Origin of the sequence: Rhizobacter sp. Root1221 (assembly GCF_001425785.1) — a bacterium.
GTDB lineage: Bacteria > Pseudomonadota > Gammaproteobacteria > Burkholderiales > Burkholderiaceae_C > Rhizobacter.
Genome location: NZ_LMDI01000018.1, coordinates 1 through 16,975, shown reverse-complemented (window position 1 = coordinate 16,975; position 16,975 = coordinate 1). Strand labels below are relative to the sequence as shown.

Genomic DNA, 16,975 nt, shown 5'->3' with positions numbered 1-16,975 from the left:
TCGAGCGTGTGATGCAGAGCAGGTGTCGCCTGCAGCGGGCCCAAACTTTCACGCTGTCGAGAGAAGCGTTGAGGCGGGAGGGTATCAGGCCAGATATGACCGGGACGTCGCGGCGCCTGGACGCAGTGGGTCCCGGCGTTCGCCGGGATGACCCGAGATTTTCCCCGGACAGCAGTGGGCCTGCGCCGGGATGACAAAAGAGGGATGGCTCGACGCTTGGGCGCACGCGTCCAGTGAGTCAGCGGGTCAGGAATGCCAGTTCCGTGTCCCAGCTGTCCATGTCGGGGAACTCGGCGTTGAGGTACCACTCGATGCGCGACCGCCAGGCCTCGCCCTGGCCCTCGGCGTGTTTGTCCCAGGTCACGCCGGCGGCATCCGCCCATTGCAGGAACTCGGCGGTGGCCCGCATCAACCCCTGCGGGTGGCCGTGGAACGAGGTGACCGCGTAGGTGCCCCCGGGCAGCGAGCCCGTCACGACCCGGTCGTCGCCCGGCAGCACCTTGGCCACCGGGAAGCCCACTTCGATGGTGAGCTTGGCGGCCATGTCGATCACGAGGTAGCGCCACATCTCCGGGCCGTCCGGGGCCTCGCCATGGGCGGCAAGCCAGGCGAGCACCTCGCCCGACAACGGTGGCAGCAACGCGGGGATCTCGGACATCGCCACGGAAGCACGGATCGCGGCGTACGGCCGCGGGGGCCGTTGTTCGAGTCGGGGGGGCGAGATGACAGGCATGGCAACCTCCTCTGCTGTGTTGACTGAACTAGAACGTTCTAGATGGCACAGGCGGCCACGTCAAGCACCGAAAGCGCCGAACCTACGCAGAGCGCCGCACCACGAGCGTGTGTGCCAGCGTGATGGACGGCGGCAACTCGCCTGCGATGCGACGCAGCAGCAGCCGCATCGCGTGCTCGCCGAGCTCGCGCCTCGGTTGGGCAATGGTGGTCAGCGACGGTTCGAAAATGCTGGCGACCGGCACGTCGTCGAACCCGACCACCGCCAGATGCTCGGGCACCTGCCGCCCCGACGCGAGCGCCGCCTTGATCACGCCGATCGCCAGCGTGTCGGACACCGCGAACACGGCGGTCGGCGGCTGCTCGAGGGCAAGGAGCCGCCGCGCGGCCAGTTCGCCCAGAGGGTGGTCGATGCCGCCGACGATCTGGATGTAGTCGGACCGCTCTTGCAGCCCTGCCTCGCGAAGGGCGTCCCGATAGCCGTCGCGGCGCTGCTGCGCGTACAGGTAGCGTTCGTCGCTGTTGACCAGCGCGATGCGGCGGTGTCCTTTCGCGAGCAGGTACAGGACGGCGTCTTTCGCGGCCAGCCTGTGGTCAATGCTGACGTGCGGGATCCGCTCGTCCGGCACGAACTCGGAACACGCCACCCAGGGCAGCGAGCGAACCTCTTCGCTGACCATCTGCTGCGTCGTGTACGGATCCATGCTGACCACCCCATCGTAGAAGTGGCGGCTGAGCATCTGCGCGACCATCCGCTCGCGGGCGTCGCTCAGCCCCGTGTCGCAGAGCAGCAGCTCGTAGTCGTTCTCGCGGGCGCAGGCGCCAAGTCCTCGCACGATCTCGGCGTAGTAGGGGTTGGCGAAGTCGGGCACGAGCGCCAGGACCATGCGCGTGCGGGCGGTGCGCAGCGAGCGGGCGGCGACCGTCACGCGGTAGTTCAGCGAGCGCATCGCCGCTTCGACCCGCTCGCGCGTTTCCTCGCGCACCGACGGGTGGCCATTGAGAACGCGCGAAACCGTCGCCGTGGACACCCCGGCCACCCGCGCGACATCCACTACTGCGACCATGAAACACCCATGAAACGTGATGCGTCGATGTTACATCGCCACGAGGACGCAAAAGAAAATCTCCGGGTATGTGCGGGTAATCATGTCAATGCAATGGATTACATTGAAATGCACCAATCATTCGATTCGCCACCAGCAACCCTGTCAAACAAGGAGATCTGAGAATCATGATCAAAGCAAATGACGACCCCGTGGTTTCGAGCAGACGCGACCAGGGCAAGAACGGGCCAGAGAAACGCCGGGCCTTCCTGAAGGCCGCGGCCGCGGCCGCAGTGCCGACGCTCTTGGGCGCGTCGGCAACGCCGGCCCTTGCCCACGATGGCGATCGGCACGGGCGCTCGATTCCGCGGGAGAGCATCAGCATTCAGCTCTACACGCTGCGCGGGCTGAGCCTCGAGGCCACCCTGCAGGGCCTCGCCGCCATCGGCTACCGCAAGGTCGAGCACGCCGGCTTCGGCAATCGGACGGCGGCAGAGTTCCGGGCAGCGCTACAGCAGGCCGGCCTGCGCGCGACCTCCGGGCATCAGGCGATCCCGCAGCCCTGGAATGACAGCGCCTGGCATCAGCAGGTCGCGGACGCTGTGGCCGTGGGCCAGCAGTACATCGTCACGCCGTTGAGTCCGATCACGTCTTTTCCGGCCGATGGCGACTTCACGAAGATCAAGGGGTTGACGACGGTCGCGGCGTGGCAGCGGTATGCCGAGGACCTCAACCGCGCCGGCGCGATCGCCCGCGCCGCCGGCCTGCGCTTCGGCTTTCACAACCACTCCTGGGAATTCGCCGGGCTCGAGGACGACACGCCGCGGGTCGGCTTCGACATCCTGCTCGCAGAGACGGATCCACGGTTCGTGCACTTCGAGCTCGACCTGTACTGGGCGTGGTTCGCGCACCGCGACCCTGTGCAACTGATCGCCTACGCGGGCGACCGCATCCGCCAGTTCCACGTCAAGGACATGCGGTTCGTCGACCACAAGGCGGCGTTCGCGGACCTCGGCACCGGGGTCATCGACTTCGCGCGCATCTTCCGCGCGGCCAGCAAGGCGGGGGAACACGAATACATCGTCGAACGCGACGACGCTGGCACAAGTGCCTTGAGTACGGCGAGGGTCGGCTTTGACTTCCTGAATCGGGTGCGGCTCTGATCTCGCCTGGTCGCATCGCCCCGGCAGCGTACGGGGCGATGCGCCAGATCCCGCGCATGGCGCGCGGGTATCAGGCCCCGAGCCTGAACGTGCCCACGGCACCCGACAGCTTCACCGCCTGGTCCTTCAGGCTTTCCGCAGCGGCGGACGACTCCTCCACCAGCGCCGCGTTCTGCTGCGTCATCTGGTCGAGTTCATTGACCGCGCCGTTGACGGCCCCGAGGCCCATGCTCTGCTCGTGAGCGGCGGCGCTGATCTCGCCGATGATGTCCGTCACCCGCTGCACGCTCGCGACGATCTCGCCCATCGTGCTGCCCGCTTCATGCACGAGCTTCGTGCCCGACTGCTTCTGCTGCGAATCGACCAGCTCCCTCACGCCGGCGAGGTAGGCCGTCGAACGTGGCTCGAACTGTTCGGCAAACGCCTTCGAGGCGCCCTCGGCGTCACCGGACTTCTTCAGGTCGCCCACGGTCTGGCGCGCAGCCAGGTAGTCCTTGCGCAGGTTGCCCACCTTCTCGAACAGGGCCACCTCGTCCGGCAGGTTCATGTGCTGTTCGATCAGCTTCTGCAGCTCGGTCGTGCGGGCGACGGACGACGCGGTGGCGCCCGCAAAGTACGCCACGAGGCTCGGGTCGCTGCTGCGGGCGATGGCCGCGGCACGCTGCACGCCCGACGTGGTGTGCATCAGCCATTCGGATGCCGCACGTCCACGGAACGGGAGATGCCGCTCAGGGTTCGCGCCTCATTTCTGCGACGAAGTCGCAGTAGTCGCTGTGGCAGTAGGAATGGGTGAGTTCGACGGCCAGGCCGGATGCGAGATAGCCGAGGCGCGTGATGTAAAGCAGCGCCTTGCCCACCTCCACACCCAGCTGGGACGCGAGCTGCGGCGTGGCATTCACGGCACGCAGGTGCTGCAGCGCACGCACCGGGGCATTGCCGGAACGGGCCAGGTGCTCATACAGCGAACTCTGCACGGCCTGCGGGTCGGGCAACAAGGCGGCTGGCAACACGCTCACCTCATACGCCATGACCACGGAGTCAGCCAGGCGCAGGCGCTCGAGGCGTGCCACCTGGGCGGTGGATGACAGGCCGAGGCGCAGTTGTTCGTCGGGCGACGGTGCGGTGGTGGTGCGGTTGATCCAGCGCGACGACGGCGTGTAGCCACGCTGCTGAAGCTGTTCCGCGAAACTGGTCAGGCGCGACAGCGGCTGTTCGATGCGCGGCGCGATGTAGTTGCCGGAACCCTGGCGGCGCACCACCAGACCCTGTTCGACCAGCCGTTCGATGGCTTTGCGGGCCGTGACCCGCGACAGGTCAAGCGATTCGGACAGCGTGCGCTCGGAGGGCAGGGCCTGGTCGACGTGGTAGATGCCGTCGCGGATGGCCTGCTCGAGCTTGCGGGCAAGCTGGGCGTACAGCGGCGAGCTGTCGGAGGGGTCGGGTTTGAAATCGAGGTCCATGTTCACGATGATGCCCCGCCTTCGGCCAACCGGCGCGCCAGCTCAGCGGCCGGTGCGGCGGCTCGCCGGCCGCAGCTGGTCGTGGTGCGCCTCGGCCCAGCGGTCCACCGCCAGCAGCGCCTTGCTGAGCGAGGCACCCAGCTCGGTGAGGGCGTAGTCGACCCGCGGCGGCACCGTGCCGTGGTCGGACCGCACCACGAGGCCGTTGAGTTCGAGCTCGCGCAGCGTCTGCGTGAGCATCTTCTGCGAGATGCCACCCACTTGGCGAAGCAACTCGTTGTTGCGCACCGGTCCGCGCCGCAGCGCCGGGACCACCAGCAACGCCCACTTGTTGGCGATCAGTTCGAGCGCCCGGCGCGACGGGCAGGTCTCGCTGTACACGTCGGCGGCGGATTGCGTGGCGGCGGGTTTCATTGACCTGGTTACCAAAAGGTGCGTACTGGTGACTTGGTGGCCCGGTCATTATCGTTCTCCCCATCGTTGGCAGTCCGATACCTGGGAGGCGCACATGGGCTGGGTTTACCTGATCGCAGCGGGGCTGATCGAGGTGGTGATGGCGTTGTCGCTGAAGCAGTCCGACGGGTGGACCCGGCCGGGTCCGTCTGCACTCGCCATCGGTGCCGCGGCGGCCAGCATCTTCGCGCTGACCAAGGCACTGGGCCACCTGCCCCTCGGCCCGGCGTATGCCATCTGGACCGGCATCGGTTCGGTGGGCGTCGTCCTGGTGGGGGTGTTGTGGCTCGGCGAATCCGTGTCCGCCGTGCGCCTGCTGTGCATCGCGCTGATCGTGGCCGGCACCGTGGGCCTGCGTGCCGTCGAACCCTGAAATGCTTGAAAGCACCTCGTCATGACCTACCTGCTCCACATCCAGGCCTCGCCGTCGGCCACGTCGCGGTCCACCGAACTGGCCCGCACCTTCCTCGCGGAACACCAGCGGCACCATCCCGGCCTGCCGGTGAAAACCGCCGACGTGTGGCAGCTCGACCTGCCCGAGTTCGACGACACGATGATCGCGGCGAAGTTCGCGGTGTTGCGCGAACAGGCGGCCACACCGGCCCAGCAGGCCCTGTGGGCCCGGGCCGTGGCGCTGTCACACGCGTTCAACGGCGCCACGAAGGTGGTGGTCAGCACCCCCATGTGGAACTTCGGCCTGCCCTACCGGCTGAAACACTACATGGACGTCGTCACGCTGCCGGGCCAGAACTGGCGCTGGTCGCGGGACACGGGCTACGAAGGGTTGCTGGCCGGACGCAAGGCCGCGCTGATCTGTTCGAGCGCCGGTGACTACCCGGTGGAACCGGTCGATGCCGGGTCCGACTTCCAGAAGCCACCGCTGCGGCGCTGGCTGCGTTTCCTCGGCATCACCGACGTGGTGGAGGTGACCTCCGGGCCGACACTGGCCCCACCCGACAGCGTGGCCCGGTCGATGGACCTGGCCCACGCCGAATGCAGGCGGTTGGCGGCGGCATTCTGACCAACACCCCACCACCCGGCGTGCGCCCACTGCTGTCCGGAACAATTTCCCCAGTTGAAGCGTTGCCAGCAGGCATCGGGGAAGTAGCCTCAGGGGCCGCGGCGCAACGCCAGACAAGTGCCAGCGCCGGCGTGCCAGGCCAGGGTGGAGACCCCGGCCTGCGCCGGGGTGACGGCTTCGTTTCTCGAGCCGCCAGACTTGCACGCCGCACATGGCGCAAGCGATGTGCGCGCCCTCAAGCACGAGGTGAAGCGAGCGCACGGGGTTCCCCCGTAGGAGGCCTCCTCCCGGGGGCGCTCTTTGCCTGAGAGAAAGCTCGACTCGAAGGCACCAGTGGGCCCCGGCGGGTGCCGGGGCGACGGGAATTTATCCCGGACAGTAGTGGGCGAACGCCGGGATGGCGGCGGATCCGTTCGGTCCTTCTCAGTGGTTCAGGATCTTCGACAGGAAGTCCTTCGCCCGCGGCGAGCGCTGGTGGGGGCTGCCGAAGAACTCGGTCTTCGTGCAGTCCTCGACGATGCGTCCCGCGTCCATGAAGATCACCCGGTTGCTGACCTTCTTGGCAAAGCCCATCTCGTGGGTCACGCACATCATGGTCATGCCTTCTTCGGCCAGGCGGATCATGACGTCGAGCACCTCGCCCACCATCTCCGGATCGAGCGCCGACGTGGGTTCGTCGAACAGCATCACGATGGGGTCCATCGACAGCGCGCGAGCGATGGCCACACGCTGTTGCTGCCCGCCCGACAGCTGGCCCGGATACTTGTCCTTGTGCGCCATCAGCCCCACACGCTCGAGCATCTTGTGGCCCCGGAGCTTGGCCTCCGCGACGTTGCGGCGAAGCACCTTGACCTGGGCCAGGATCAGGTTCTCCGTCACGCTCAGGTGAGGAAACAGCTCGAAGTGCTGGAACACCATTCCCACGCGCGACCGCAGGCTGGGCAGGCTGGTCTTCTTGTCGGAAAGACTCACCCCGTCGACGACAATGTCGCCCTTCTGGAAGGGCTCGAGTGCGTTGACCGTCTTGATCAGCGTGCTCTTGCCGGAACCCGACGGGCCGCAGACCACCACCACCTCGCCCTTGCGGATCGTGGTCGAGCAATCGCCCAGGACCTGGAAGTTGCCATACCACTTGCTCACATTCTGGATGTCGATCACAACGGGCTCCCCTATCGGATGATCTGGATCTTGCGCTGCAGCCGACGCACGAGCAGTGACAGGCTGAAGCAGATGGCGAAGTACACGACGGCGGCGACCAGGTAGGTCTCCACCGGACGGTTGAAGTTCTTGCCCGCCACGCCGAAACCCTTCAGCAGGTCGTAGGCACCGATGGCGTAGACGAGCGAGGTGTCCTGGAACAGGATGACGGTCTGGGTGAGCAGCACGGGAAGCATGTTCCGGAACGCCTGCGGCAGCACCACCAGCTGCAGGCACTGCCGGTAGTTCATCCCCACGGCGTACGCGGCGTGCGTCTGCGCGGCCGGCACCGACTGGATGCCGGCACGCATGATCTCCGCGTAGTAGGCCGCTTCGAAGATGGTGAAGGTGATGACCGCGGACAGTTCCGCCCCCATGGGCCGGCCCACCAGCAACGGGATCAGCAGGAAGAACCACAGGATGACCATCACGAGCGGCACCGACCGGAACGTGTCGATATAGGCGCCGGCGGGGATCGCGAGCCAGGGGCGGCCCGACAGGCGCATGAGCGCAAGGACGGTTCCGAGGGCAATGCCCCCCACCATGGCGATCAGCGTCAGTTGCACCGAAAACGCGAGGCCCTTGAGAATGAAGCTGCCCATCACGTCCCAGGTGAGGAAGGCGAAATCGACGTTCATGCCTTGCCTCCCACCGTGCCCGGAATGCGCAGGCGCCCTTCGACGAATCGCGTGAGGCGGCCGATCGAGAAGGCGGAGATGAAATAGAGCGCCGTCACGCCGAGGTACACCTCGATGCCCCGGGACGTCTCCTCCTGCGCCTGCATCGCGAACATCGTCAGCTCGGGAATGCTCACGGCAAAGGCGACGGACGAGTTCTTGATGACGGCCATCGCCTCACTCGTGAGCGGGGGGATGATGATCCGGAAGGCCCGTGGGAGCAGCACGTACCGGTAGGTCTGGGCGAGGCTGAGCCCCAAGGCGAGGCCGGCGAAGCCTTGGAACCGCGGCAGCGCCTTGAGTCCGGCAGTGACCTGGTCGGCCACCCGGGCGGAGGTGTAGAAACCGATCGCAAGCACCACCATGGCGAACCCGGGGACGGCTGCCAACGGGGGCACCACCACCGGCACCACGTAGTACCAGAGGAAGACCTGGACCAGCAACGGGATGTTGCGGAACAGCTCGCACCAGGCATCGCCCAGCCTGACGAACGCGCGGTGCGGCAGCGTGCGCGCGATGCCGGCCAGCGTGCCGAGTGTCAACCCGGTGGCCAGCGCACAGGCCGAGACGGAGAGGGTCCACCCCCACGCCGACATCAACCAACTCAAATAGGTGCTCCCGCTTTGATACTCGCGCAGGAAAACCCCCCAGTCCCAGAAGTCGCTCAATTCAATCTCCTTGCTGCAATACAGAATCTGTTGCGGCGCCTGCCGCTGGTGCGTGTCAGTTGGGTACCCAGTCGGTCGGGTACTTCCAGAAGTCCTTGAGGAGGTAGGGCATCTTGAGATGCAGGCTGCGGCCGCCGGGCGGGATGGGCTGGAGAAACCATTGGTCGTGGAGCGCCGCGGCTTCTCCCGACAGGATGAGCCGGCGCATCTCGTCATCGACGATGCGCTTGAACGCGGCATCGTCCCGGGGCAGCACGATGGCCAGCGGTTCGACCGTCACGTACCGCCCCACGATCTTCAGGCGCGACGGGTCGGGGCGGGCGGCGACCATCCCGTGGAGCAGCGCCTCGTCCATCAGGAAGCCGTCGGCGGTGCCGGTTTCCACCGCGAGGATGCCCTGCGCGTGATCGGCCACTTCGCCCACCAGGATGCCCTGGTTGTGGAGCCGGTTGCCTTGGTCCAGGGCCCTCATGGGGTTCGTCCCGGTGGTGGACACGAGCTTCCTGCCGCGAAAGTCCGACAGCCCATTGAACGGGTCGCCCGCACGCACCACGATCCGCGCACCGGTGACGTAGTGGGGAATCGTGAAGGCCACCTTCTCCCGGCGCTCGGCCGTGTTCGTGGTCGACTCGCACGCCAGGTCCGCGTGGCCCTCCACCACGCTGGAGATGCGCGTGGCGTTGTCCACCAGCAGGTACTCGACCCGCAGGGTCCCGATCTCGAGCTTCTTCGCGACCGCCCGCACCAGCCGTTGGCACAGGTCGATCGCGTAACCGACCGGCGGCCCTTCGGCCCGGGCCAGGTAAGAGAACGGCACGGAGGTCTCCCGGTAGGCGATCACCACCTTGCCGGTCTGCTTGATCCGGTCGAGGACGGGGCCCGCGCACGCGGAAAAGGCGAGCGCAGCCAGGCACGTCGCTGCGCACAGCGACCGCATGTCATGGAACATCATGTCAACCTCCGGTGGCGCTAGCCGCGAGACGAAAAACCTGGACGGCCTTGCTCAGCCAACTCGTGGGGGCGGCGGCCAGGCACTGGCGCATGACGCCACCCCTTCGAACAGGCGCGCGACGGTCAGACGACGTCGGCGGCAGGCCGGGCCTGGCGTTCGGCCACCGGTTGTGTCAGCCGTTCCGGAACCAGCAGCGCGGCCAGATCCGATGCCGACATCAGGTCCATGTCCTGCACCGCATCCGCGATGGTCCCGCCATGACGCAGCACACGCTTCGCGATGGCGGCGGACTTCTCATAACCGATGAACGGGTTCAACGCGGTCACGAGGGTCACGGACTCGGCCACACGGCGCGCGAGGAGCGGCCTGTTGGCCTCGATCCCTTCGATGCAGTGGTGCTGGAGGGTGCGGCACCCATGTGTCAGGTGCATGATGCTCTTGTGCAGCGACCAGGCAATGATGGGCTCGAAGGCATTGAGCTGGAGTTGCCCCCCCTCGCTGGCCATCGTGATCGTCATGTCGTTGCCGATGACTTCGAAGGCGATCTGGTTGACCACCTCGGGGATCACGGGATTGACCTTGCCCGGCATGATCGACGAACCGGCCTGCCGCGCCGGCAGGAAGATTTCGCCGAAGCCGGCCTGGGGCCCCGACGACAAGAGCCGCAGGTCGTTGCAGATCTTGCTCAGCTTGCACGCCACGCGCTTGAGCACGCCGGACAGTTGCACGAAGGCACCCGTGTCTTGCGTGGCCTCTATCAGGTTGGCGGCCTTGACCACCGGGATGCCGGATATCTCCGCGAGCAACGGGATGACGGTGGCCGAGTAACCCGCCGGCGCATTGATGCCGGTGCCGATCGCGGTGGCGCCCAGGTTGACCTCGGTGATCAGGAGCCGCGCTTCGCTCAGGCGAAGCTCGTCCTCGCCGATCATGATGGCGAAGGACAGGAACTCCTGGCCCAGGGTCATCGGCACGGCGTCTTGCAACTGCGTGCGGCCGATCTTCAGCACGTCCGCGAACTTCACGGCCTTGCCTTCGAGTGCGACCCGCAAGTCGCGCATCGCCACCAGGAGATGGTCGATGCCCCGCCACGCCGCCAGGCGCAGGGCCGTCGGGTACACGTCGTTGGTGCTCTGCGAGGCATTGACGTGGTCGTTCGGGTGGATCAGGTCGTAGCGCCCCTTCTCCGCGTTCAGGAGTTCCAGCGCGCGGTTCGCGATCACCTCGTTCGCATTCATGTTGGTGCTGGTGCCGGCACCGCCCTGGATCACGTCGACCACGAAGTGTTCGTGCAATGCCCCGCCGATGACTTCGTCGCACGCGGCCGTGATGGCCTTGGCGATTTCGGGTTTCACGACACCCAGCTTGGCATTCGCGATGACCGAGGCCTTCTTCACCTGGGCCATCGCCCAGATGAGGTCCGGACATTCGCCGATGGTGCGCCCGCTGATGGGGAAGTTCTCCATCGCACGTGCCGCATGGATGCCCCAGTAAGCTGAGTGCGGGATCTGCATCGAGCCGAGGAAATCATGTTCCTCGCGAGCGTTCGTGGGATTGGTTCGGTTCGTTGGGTTCGAGTGGGTCATCAGGTGGTCCATGCGGGTGTTTCGTCGTTCAGGCCTGCAAGCTTGATGCCATCGACCACATGACTGCCTTGCGCGCCAAAGCCGCGGTGGCATCGATCACGGGCAGGGGGGCGTTCGATGCGTGAAGCACGATGGGGATCTCGGTGCATCCCAGCACCACCGCGGAGGCGCCGCGCTGCTGCAGCAACCGGGCGGCCGCGCGGAGGAATTCCGTGGCGATCTCGAGCTTGCCCGCCTTGACGGCGGCGATCCCGGGCATGACGAGTTCCATGATCTCGCCTGCCGTCGGCAGCAACCACTGCACCTTGTGGGCCGGCAGCCGCGGGGATCTGCGATTGACGTACAGGCCGGAGGCCAGTGTCGCTTCGGTCGCGAGCAGCCCGATGCGGCCGTTCGCGCCACCCACCTTCACCGCCTCTTCGAGGGCCGCGTCGACCAGGTGCAGCATCGGCAGGTCGATCGCCTCCTGGAGCTCATCGAACCACAAGTGCGCCGTGTTGCACGGGATGACGATGCTGCCGACACCCGCGGCCACGAGGCGCTGGCCGCTCTCGAGCATGGCGGCAAGCGGCGAGGCGCCGGCACCGCGGAACGCCTCGGTGCGGTCGGGCACCTGGGGAATGCAGCTCACGACGACCGGAACGTGTTCCTGGTCCCGGTGTGCTGGCGTGGCCTCGAGCATCTTGCGCATGAAGTCGACGGTGGCCAGGGGCCCCATGCCACCCAGGACACCGACCACGCCGAAATTCTCGCTGACGGAGGGCAGCGTGCGGGCCACGGTGGGCACGAGACGCGGTTCATCTTTGATCAACATGGTGGTCCTGGATGGGGGTATTCGTTCAAGCAGGCTCAGGCCGCGGGTTTGTCGGAGAACGACTTGATGTTGTCCCGCAGTTCCTTGCTCATCGGGGCGTTGAGGTTGATGCCGCGCGGGGGAATGGGTGACATGAACCACTTCTTGTAGAGCACTTCGAACTCGCCGCTTTTCATCAGGCCAGTCACGGTGTCGTCGACCAGCTTCTTGAACGCGGGGTCGTCCTTGCGCAGCATGATCGAGTACGGCTCCACCTGGATCGGGTCACCCACGACCGACCAATCCGCCGGTTTCTCCGAACTGGCGCGAAGCCCGTAAAGCAGGATGTCGTCCATGCCGAAGGCATCGGCGCGGCCCTGTTGCACGAGCAGTGCCGATTCCGCATGGTCCTTCGAGGCCACGAGGTCGAACCCGATCGATTGCTCGTGGTTGAGCTTGCGAAGCACCATGAAGTTGGTGGTGCCGGTGGTGGACACGACCTTCTTGCCCTTCAAGTCCGCATAGCCCTTGACCGGGGATGCGGCCTTCACCAGGAAGCGCGTGCCGGTGTAGAAGTAGTTGACGGCGAAGGCCACCTGCTTGGCGCGCTCCACGTTGTTGGTCGTCGAGCCGCATTCGAGATCGACCGTGCCGTTCTGGATCAACGGGATGCGGTTCTGCGGCGTGAGGGCCTGGGTGGCCACCTGCAGATCGGCGCGCCCCGTGGCCTTCCTCACCTGCTCCACGATCTTTCCGCAGATGTCCCACCCGAAGCCCGTCGGCTTGCCGCCCTCGCCGCCGAGGTAGGAGAAGGGAATGGAGGATTCGCGGTAACCCACCGTGATGGTGCCGCTGGCCTTGACCTTGTCGATGGTCGATGGCTGCTGGGCTTGCACGCCTCCGGCGACAGCGGTCAGGATCAGGGGAATGAGCTTGTTGATCGAGGACATGGTGGGTTTCCTTTGTGCGGAAGGTGCAATCGACTGGGCAAAGAAATAGTACGAATTGCACGTTCCGTTGTGTGAGCCGTTTCACGCACATACCATTAGCTGAACTAATACATGGCCCTTGCGGCTGATTTCGAAGGAGTTCATCCACCATGCGTCTCAAGCACATCGAAGCGTTCCATGCCGTGATGCTCACGGGGTCGGCGAGCGGGGCTGCCCGACTTCTCCACGTCACGCAATCGGCGGTTACCCAGACCTTGCAACACGCGGAGATCCAGTTGGGCTACGCGCTCTTCACGCGCCAGCGCAATCGGCTGGTGCCCACGGCCGAGGCGCAGTCGCTGTATCCCGAGGTGCAGCGTTTGATGTCGCAGCTCGAGGCCGTGCGCCGTATCTCCACCGCGCTCGGCAGCGGCGCGCAGACGGCATTCCGCATCCTCATCGTCCCGTCGCTGGCCGTGCGCGCACTGCCCGACGCGCTGCAGATCTTCCGGCGGCGGCACCCCGACATGGCGGTGTCCATCCGCACCCTGCACACGAACGACATCGCACGCGCGATGGCGCTGCACGAGGCCGACGTGGGCATCGTCTACGGCAGCATGCCGCACCCCGCGCTGCTCGAAGAGAAGCTCGCCACCGGACGCCTGGTGTGCGTATCGCGCGCGGGCACGCGCGGCACCGACCGCCGAACGACCATCACGTTCTCCGAGGTGTTGCGCACGCCGTTCATCCACATCGACGAGGGCGACCCGCTCGGCATCATCCTCGCGGACCAATGGGCCAGGCTGGGCCTGAAGCCTCAGCCGGGCATCACGGTGCAGACGCACCACATCGCGATGGTGCTGGCCGAGGAAGGGTTCGGCCCGGCGATCATCGACTCGTTCACGGCCCAGGCGGCATCGAGCGGCGGCCTGCACGTGCGCACCCTGCTTCCCGAGGTGCCCGTGGACGTCAAGGCGCTGCTGCCACAAGGCATTCGCTCGCAACAGGCGGTGTCGGACTTCATCGAGGCCTTCAAGAAGGCCACGGCGGCGCAGTAGCCCCGCGCGCAGCGGGCAGCACACGCGTTCTGGATCGTCGGGGGCGTCACTCACCGCGCGAATGGTGCGCCTCGCCCCAGCTTTCCCGCATCCGCGAATTCCTCGATTGCGCTGCGGCACTCAAAGGGGGACCTTTGCGCACCGGCCACGCCTCTGTGAACGCATGTTCATGCCATGGCGCGGCGCTGGGCCGTCGGTATCAGCCCTTCACGCACACCACCTGCTTGAGCGTGTGCACCACGTCCACGAGGTCGTTCTGCGCGGCCATGACGGCGTCGATGTCCTTGTAGGCCGCGGGTGTTTCGTCGATGACGTCCTTGTCCTTGCGGCACTCCACGCCCTCGGTGGCGGCGCGGTGGTCGGCCAGCGTGAAGCGGCGCTTGGCCTCGCCACGGCTCATCGTCCGGCCGGCGCCATGCGAGCAGCTGTCGAAGCTTTCCGGGTTGCCCTTGCCGCGCACGATGTAGCTGCGCGCGCCCATGCTGCCCGGGATGATGCCGAGTTGCCCGGCCTTGGCACTCACCGCACCTTTGCGCGTGACGTACACGTCTTCGCCGAAGTGGCGTTCCTTCTGCACGTAGTTGTGGTGGCAGTTCACCGCCTCGACGTGGCTCTGGAAGTTCTTGCGGATCACGGTCTTCGCGGCCTCGATCACGCGTTTCATCATCACCTCGCGGTTCAGCGCCGCGAACTTCTGCGCCCAGCCCACCGCCCGCACGTAGTCACCGAAGTAGCGCGCGCCCTCCTCGAAGTACGCGAGGTCGCGGTCGGGCAGGTGCACGTTGTTGCGCATCGCATCCTGCTTCGCGAGTTCGATGAACATCGAGCCGATGAAGTTGCCCACGCCACGCGAACCCGAGTGCAGCATGAACCACACGAACCCCGCCTCGTCGAGGCACACTTCGACGAAGTGGTTGCCGCCCCCGAGCGTGCCCAGGTGTTGCAGGTGGTTGGTCTTCGCAAGCTTCGGGTAGTCGCGGCACAGCTCGGTGAACTCGGGTTCGAGTTGTGCCCAGGCCGAGTTCACCGACCCCGGCACCTTGTGCCACGCCCCGGGGTCGCGGGCGCCCGGCTTGCGGCCGTGTGGCACGGCGCGTTCGATGGCCGAACGCAGCGGGGCCAGGTTGTCGGGCAGGTCTTCCGCCCGCAGCGTGGTCTTCGCCGCCATCATCCCGCAGCCGATGTCCACGCCCACGGCGGCCGGGATGATCGCCCTCACGGTCGGGATCACCGACCCGACGGTGGCGCCGATGCCGAAATGCACGTCGGGCATCGCCGCGATGTGGTGGAACACCACCGGCAGGCGCGCGGCATTGGTCAGTTGGCGCCGGGCCTCGTCCTCGACGGGCACGCCCCGCGTCCACATCTTCACCGGCACGCCGCCGGGGGTGGTCTCTTCGATCCAGTTCTGCTCCATCTCGTTTCTCCTTGTCAGCGCTGCGGCAGGCGCCCGGCGAGCGCCTGGTCCAGGCGCTCGAGCGGGATCACCTCGACGCGGAGGTGGTCGACCGGCGCGAACAGCCAGTGATGGCCCGGTTCGAGCACACGGTCGAACTCGCCGTTGCGCAGCAGCAGTGCGCGTTCGTTCTTTTTCACGGTGACCCGCTGGATGGGGTTCATGCCCTCTTCTCCTCATTTCGACGTCTGCCGTCGCCGGCAAGTTCAGTTCAACCGCGATCCTTTTGGCAGGCGCACCGCCAGCCAGTCGTGCACGTCCGCGCGGATCGAACGGCCGGCCAGCAGGAAGTCCTCGAACCGGCTGGGCACGTACGGCAGGTACACGAGCGGCATGCCCGCCTCCGCCGGCGTGCGCGCGGCCTTGCGGCCGTTGCATGCGCCACATGCGGCCACCAGGTTCATCCACGACCACGGCCCGCCGCGGCTGGCCGGCACGATGTGTTCGCACTGCAGGTCGCGGTCGGCAAACCGCTGGCTGCAATAGGCACACGTGTGCCGGTCGCGCTGGAACAGCTTGCGGCGGGTCACGGCGGGCGCCACGTCGAACAGGTTGATGCGCGAGTGGCCGCCCACCGCGATGATGGGGAACACCTCGATCGCCGACTGCCGGCCGGTGACCGCGTTCCAGCCGCCACGCAGCGTGCGCAGCGGGCCGTCGCCGTCCACCCACACGACAGTGCCGCTCGCGTGGTGCACCGCGGCCTGTTCGACGGAAATCCATGCCTGTGGCGTGCCGAGCAGGTCGAGTTGCAGCACGTGCTGGTGGGTGTCGGATAACACGGGGCCCTCCTTTCGCGGGCGATCAGGTAACGCGGTGAACATGGCGCCCCGTGCACGACTCGAACGTGCGACCTCCGGTTTCGTAGACCGGCGCTCTGGATCCAACTGAGCTAACGGGACAGAATCAAATGCTGGCGCCTCGTGCGGGAGTCGAACCCGCGGCTTCCGACTAGACAGGTCGGCACTCTGGCCACTGAGTTAACGAGGCATTCGAACAAAAACCACTTCGGCTGTGCCCGCCGCGCGAGTCGTCCCGTCGGACGTGGTGTCTCGCTGCACGAGGGCCGGTGGCGCCGCGCACATCCCGCACCGCCCACACCCGGTGGCTGGCGATGACGGAGTGCGAGGACACACCCGAAGTGGTGCGGCACGCGGCTGCCGCGGAAAACAAAAAGGCCCGGATCCTGTCGGATGCCGGGCCTCTGCGAGCAGAGCGTGGAGGGTGCGCGGTCAGGCGCTTCCCTCTCCCGGGAGCGGGCAATCCTCATCACCGCGGCGGCTGCCGTCCGTGCCACGCACGAACGCAAACGAACCCTGGGCGGGTGTGGTGCGTTGGAGGTGGGCTGGGCGGTGCACGGTGGATCCTTGGGGCGGTGGTGAGGGTGTGTTTGGGTGAACTGAAGCCGGATGGTAAATAGTCTTTACCAGTCCGTCAACACTCTTTCTGATATTTCGGCACGGCGTCGCGCCGCGATCCGAAGAGCGAGCGTGCGACTCGATTCGCGAGACGCCCGCGGGCAGTGGGCGCCCGACCTCCGAGGTTGCCCACACAGCCCTGTCGTCCCGGCGCAGGCCGGGATCTCCACCTTCTCGCTGAACAGCAGCGTTCCCGTCCACCGCTGGAGATCCCGGCGTTCGCCCACTACTGTCCGGAATAATTTCCCCCTCAGTTGAACAGGGGCGGTTGGGCGGCGGCGAAGGCTTGCGCGGCTTGCCTTCGTCGTCGATACAACTGGCGGCGGCGAAGGCTTGCGCGGCTTGCCTTCGTCGTCGATACAACTG

General features: G+C 66.5%; 20 protein-coding genes and 2 tRNA genes. 5 read left to right on the top strand and 17 right to left on the bottom strand.

Annotated features, from left to right (window positions below; all coding sequences use genetic code 11):
* Positions 1-238 precede the first annotated feature (238 nt).
* Positions 239-733 (bottom strand): GyrI-like domain-containing protein, encoded by a 495-nt coding sequence (locus ASC87_RS14435; RefSeq protein WP_056662969.1) that lies wholly within the window; start codon positions 731-733, stop codon positions 239-241.
* An 82-nt stretch (positions 734-815) separates the two neighbouring features.
* Positions 816-1,799: a LacI family DNA-binding transcriptional regulator gene (locus tag ASC87_RS14430; RefSeq protein WP_056662966.1), complete on the bottom strand. Its 984-nt coding sequence runs from the start codon at positions 1,797-1,799 to the stop codon at positions 816-818.
* A 9-nt stretch (positions 1,800-1,808) separates the two neighbouring features.
* Between ASC87_RS14430 and ASC87_RS31885 the strand changes: the two genes are divergently transcribed.
* Positions 1,809-1,961, top strand: coding sequence for a hypothetical protein (locus ASC87_RS31885; RefSeq protein ID WP_157604048.1), 153 nt, complete (start codon positions 1,809-1,811; stop codon positions 1,959-1,961).
* Positions 1,962-1,966: 5 nt separating this feature from the next.
* Positions 1,967-2,941, top strand: a complete 975-nt coding sequence (locus ASC87_RS14425) for a sugar phosphate isomerase/epimerase (protein WP_056662963.1) — start codon at positions 1,967-1,969, stop codon at positions 2,939-2,941.
* 70 nt (positions 2,942-3,011) lie between these two features.
* On the opposite strand, the gene ASC87_RS14420 is transcribed toward ASC87_RS14425, so the two are convergent.
* The 3 genes from ASC87_RS14420 to ASC87_RS14410 are packed head-to-tail and all read right to left on the bottom strand — an operon-like array spanning position 3,012 to position 4,815.
* Entirely contained in the window at positions 3,012-3,626 is a 615-nt protein-coding gene (locus ASC87_RS14420; protein ID WP_056662960.1) for a methyl-accepting chemotaxis protein, read from the bottom strand.
* Between the two features lie 43 nt (positions 3,627-3,669).
* Positions 3,670-4,401, bottom strand: a complete 732-nt coding sequence (locus ASC87_RS14415; protein WP_056662957.1) for a GntR family transcriptional regulator — start codon at positions 4,399-4,401, stop codon at positions 3,670-3,672.
* Positions 4,402-4,443: 42 nt separating this feature from the next.
* Complete coding sequence (locus tag ASC87_RS14410) at positions 4,444-4,815, bottom strand: helix-turn-helix domain-containing protein (protein WP_056662954.1); 372 nt, start codon at positions 4,813-4,815, stop codon at positions 4,444-4,446.
* A 94-nt stretch (positions 4,816-4,909) separates the two neighbouring features.
* On the opposite strand from ASC87_RS14410, the gene ASC87_RS14405 reads away from it, so the two are divergent.
* Both ASC87_RS14405 and ASC87_RS14400 read left to right on the top strand, forming a co-directional pair.
* Complete coding sequence (locus ASC87_RS14405; RefSeq protein ID WP_056662951.1) at positions 4,910-5,227, top strand: multidrug efflux SMR transporter; 318 nt, start codon at positions 4,910-4,912, stop codon at positions 5,225-5,227.
* A 21-nt stretch (positions 5,228-5,248) separates the two neighbouring features.
* Positions 5,249-5,875 (top strand): FMN-dependent NADH-azoreductase, encoded by a 627-nt coding sequence (locus tag ASC87_RS14400; RefSeq protein ID WP_056662948.1) that lies wholly within the window; start codon positions 5,249-5,251, stop codon positions 5,873-5,875.
* A 423-nt stretch (positions 5,876-6,298) separates the two neighbouring features.
* On the opposite strand, the gene ASC87_RS14395 is transcribed toward ASC87_RS14400, so the two are convergent.
* The 7 genes from ASC87_RS14395 to ASC87_RS14365 form a co-directional block, all read right to left on the bottom strand.
* Positions 6,299-7,033: an amino acid ABC transporter ATP-binding protein gene (locus ASC87_RS14395; protein ID WP_056662945.1), complete on the bottom strand. Its 735-nt coding sequence runs from the start codon at positions 7,031-7,033 to the stop codon at positions 6,299-6,301.
* 11 nt (positions 7,034-7,044) lie between these two features.
* Positions 7,045-7,710, bottom strand: coding sequence for an amino acid ABC transporter permease (locus ASC87_RS14390; RefSeq protein ID WP_056662942.1), 666 nt, complete (start codon positions 7,708-7,710; stop codon positions 7,045-7,047).
* On the bottom strand, positions 7,707-8,417 hold the full coding sequence (locus tag ASC87_RS14385; protein WP_056662939.1) for an amino acid ABC transporter permease: 711 nt from the start codon (positions 8,415-8,417) through the stop codon (positions 7,707-7,709). Before ASC87_RS14385 ends, ASC87_RS14390 begins: the two co-directional genes overlap by 4 nt.
* Positions 8,418-8,472: 55 nt before the next feature.
* On the bottom strand, positions 8,473-9,369 hold the full coding sequence (locus ASC87_RS14380; protein WP_056662936.1) for an amino acid ABC transporter substrate-binding protein: 897 nt from the start codon (positions 9,367-9,369) through the stop codon (positions 8,473-8,475).
* A gap of 122 nt (positions 9,370-9,491) precedes the next feature.
* The gene (locus ASC87_RS14375) at positions 9,492-10,967 is read right to left on the bottom strand and encodes an aspartate ammonia-lyase (RefSeq protein WP_235582172.1); all 1,476 of its coding nucleotides are present in this window, start codon (positions 10,965-10,967) and stop codon (positions 9,492-9,494) included.
* A 16-nt stretch (positions 10,968-10,983) separates the two neighbouring features.
* Positions 10,984-11,769 carry an aspartate/glutamate racemase family protein gene (locus tag ASC87_RS14370; RefSeq protein WP_056662934.1) on the bottom strand — a complete coding sequence of 262 codons (786 nt, stop codon included), beginning with the start codon at positions 11,767-11,769 and terminating at the stop codon, positions 10,984-10,986.
* Positions 11,770-11,804: 35 nt separating this feature from the next.
* On the bottom strand, positions 11,805-12,698 hold the full coding sequence (locus tag ASC87_RS14365; RefSeq protein WP_056662931.1) for a transporter substrate-binding domain-containing protein: 894 nt from the start codon (positions 12,696-12,698) through the stop codon (positions 11,805-11,807).
* A 149-nt stretch (positions 12,699-12,847) separates the two neighbouring features.
* Between ASC87_RS14365 and ASC87_RS14360 the strand changes: the two genes are divergently transcribed.
* Entirely contained in the window at positions 12,848-13,735 is an 888-nt protein-coding gene (locus ASC87_RS14360) for a LysR family transcriptional regulator (RefSeq protein WP_056662927.1), read from the top strand.
* A 199-nt stretch (positions 13,736-13,934) separates the two neighbouring features.
* On the opposite strand, the gene ASC87_RS14355 is transcribed toward ASC87_RS14360, so the two are convergent.
* From ASC87_RS14355 to ASC87_RS14335, 5 genes are all read right to left on the bottom strand, one after another.
* Complete coding sequence (locus ASC87_RS14355; RefSeq protein ID WP_056662924.1) at positions 13,935-15,152, bottom strand: RtcB family protein; 1,218 nt, start codon at positions 15,150-15,152, stop codon at positions 13,935-13,937.
* A gap of 14 nt (positions 15,153-15,166) precedes the next feature.
* Entirely contained in the window at positions 15,167-15,355 is a 189-nt protein-coding gene (locus tag ASC87_RS14350) for a hypothetical protein (RefSeq protein WP_056662922.1), read from the bottom strand.
* 42 nt (positions 15,356-15,397) lie between these two features.
* Positions 15,398-15,973, bottom strand: coding sequence for an HNH endonuclease (locus tag ASC87_RS14345; RefSeq protein WP_235582171.1), 576 nt, complete (start codon positions 15,971-15,973; stop codon positions 15,398-15,400).
* Positions 15,974-16,014: 41 nt separating this feature from the next.
* A tRNA-Arg gene (locus ASC87_RS14340) sits at positions 16,015-16,093 on the bottom strand.
* A 12-nt stretch (positions 16,094-16,105) separates the two neighbouring features.
* Positions 16,106-16,181 (bottom strand) — tRNA-Asp (locus tag ASC87_RS14335).
* Between the last annotated feature and the right edge of the window lie 794 nt (positions 16,182-16,975).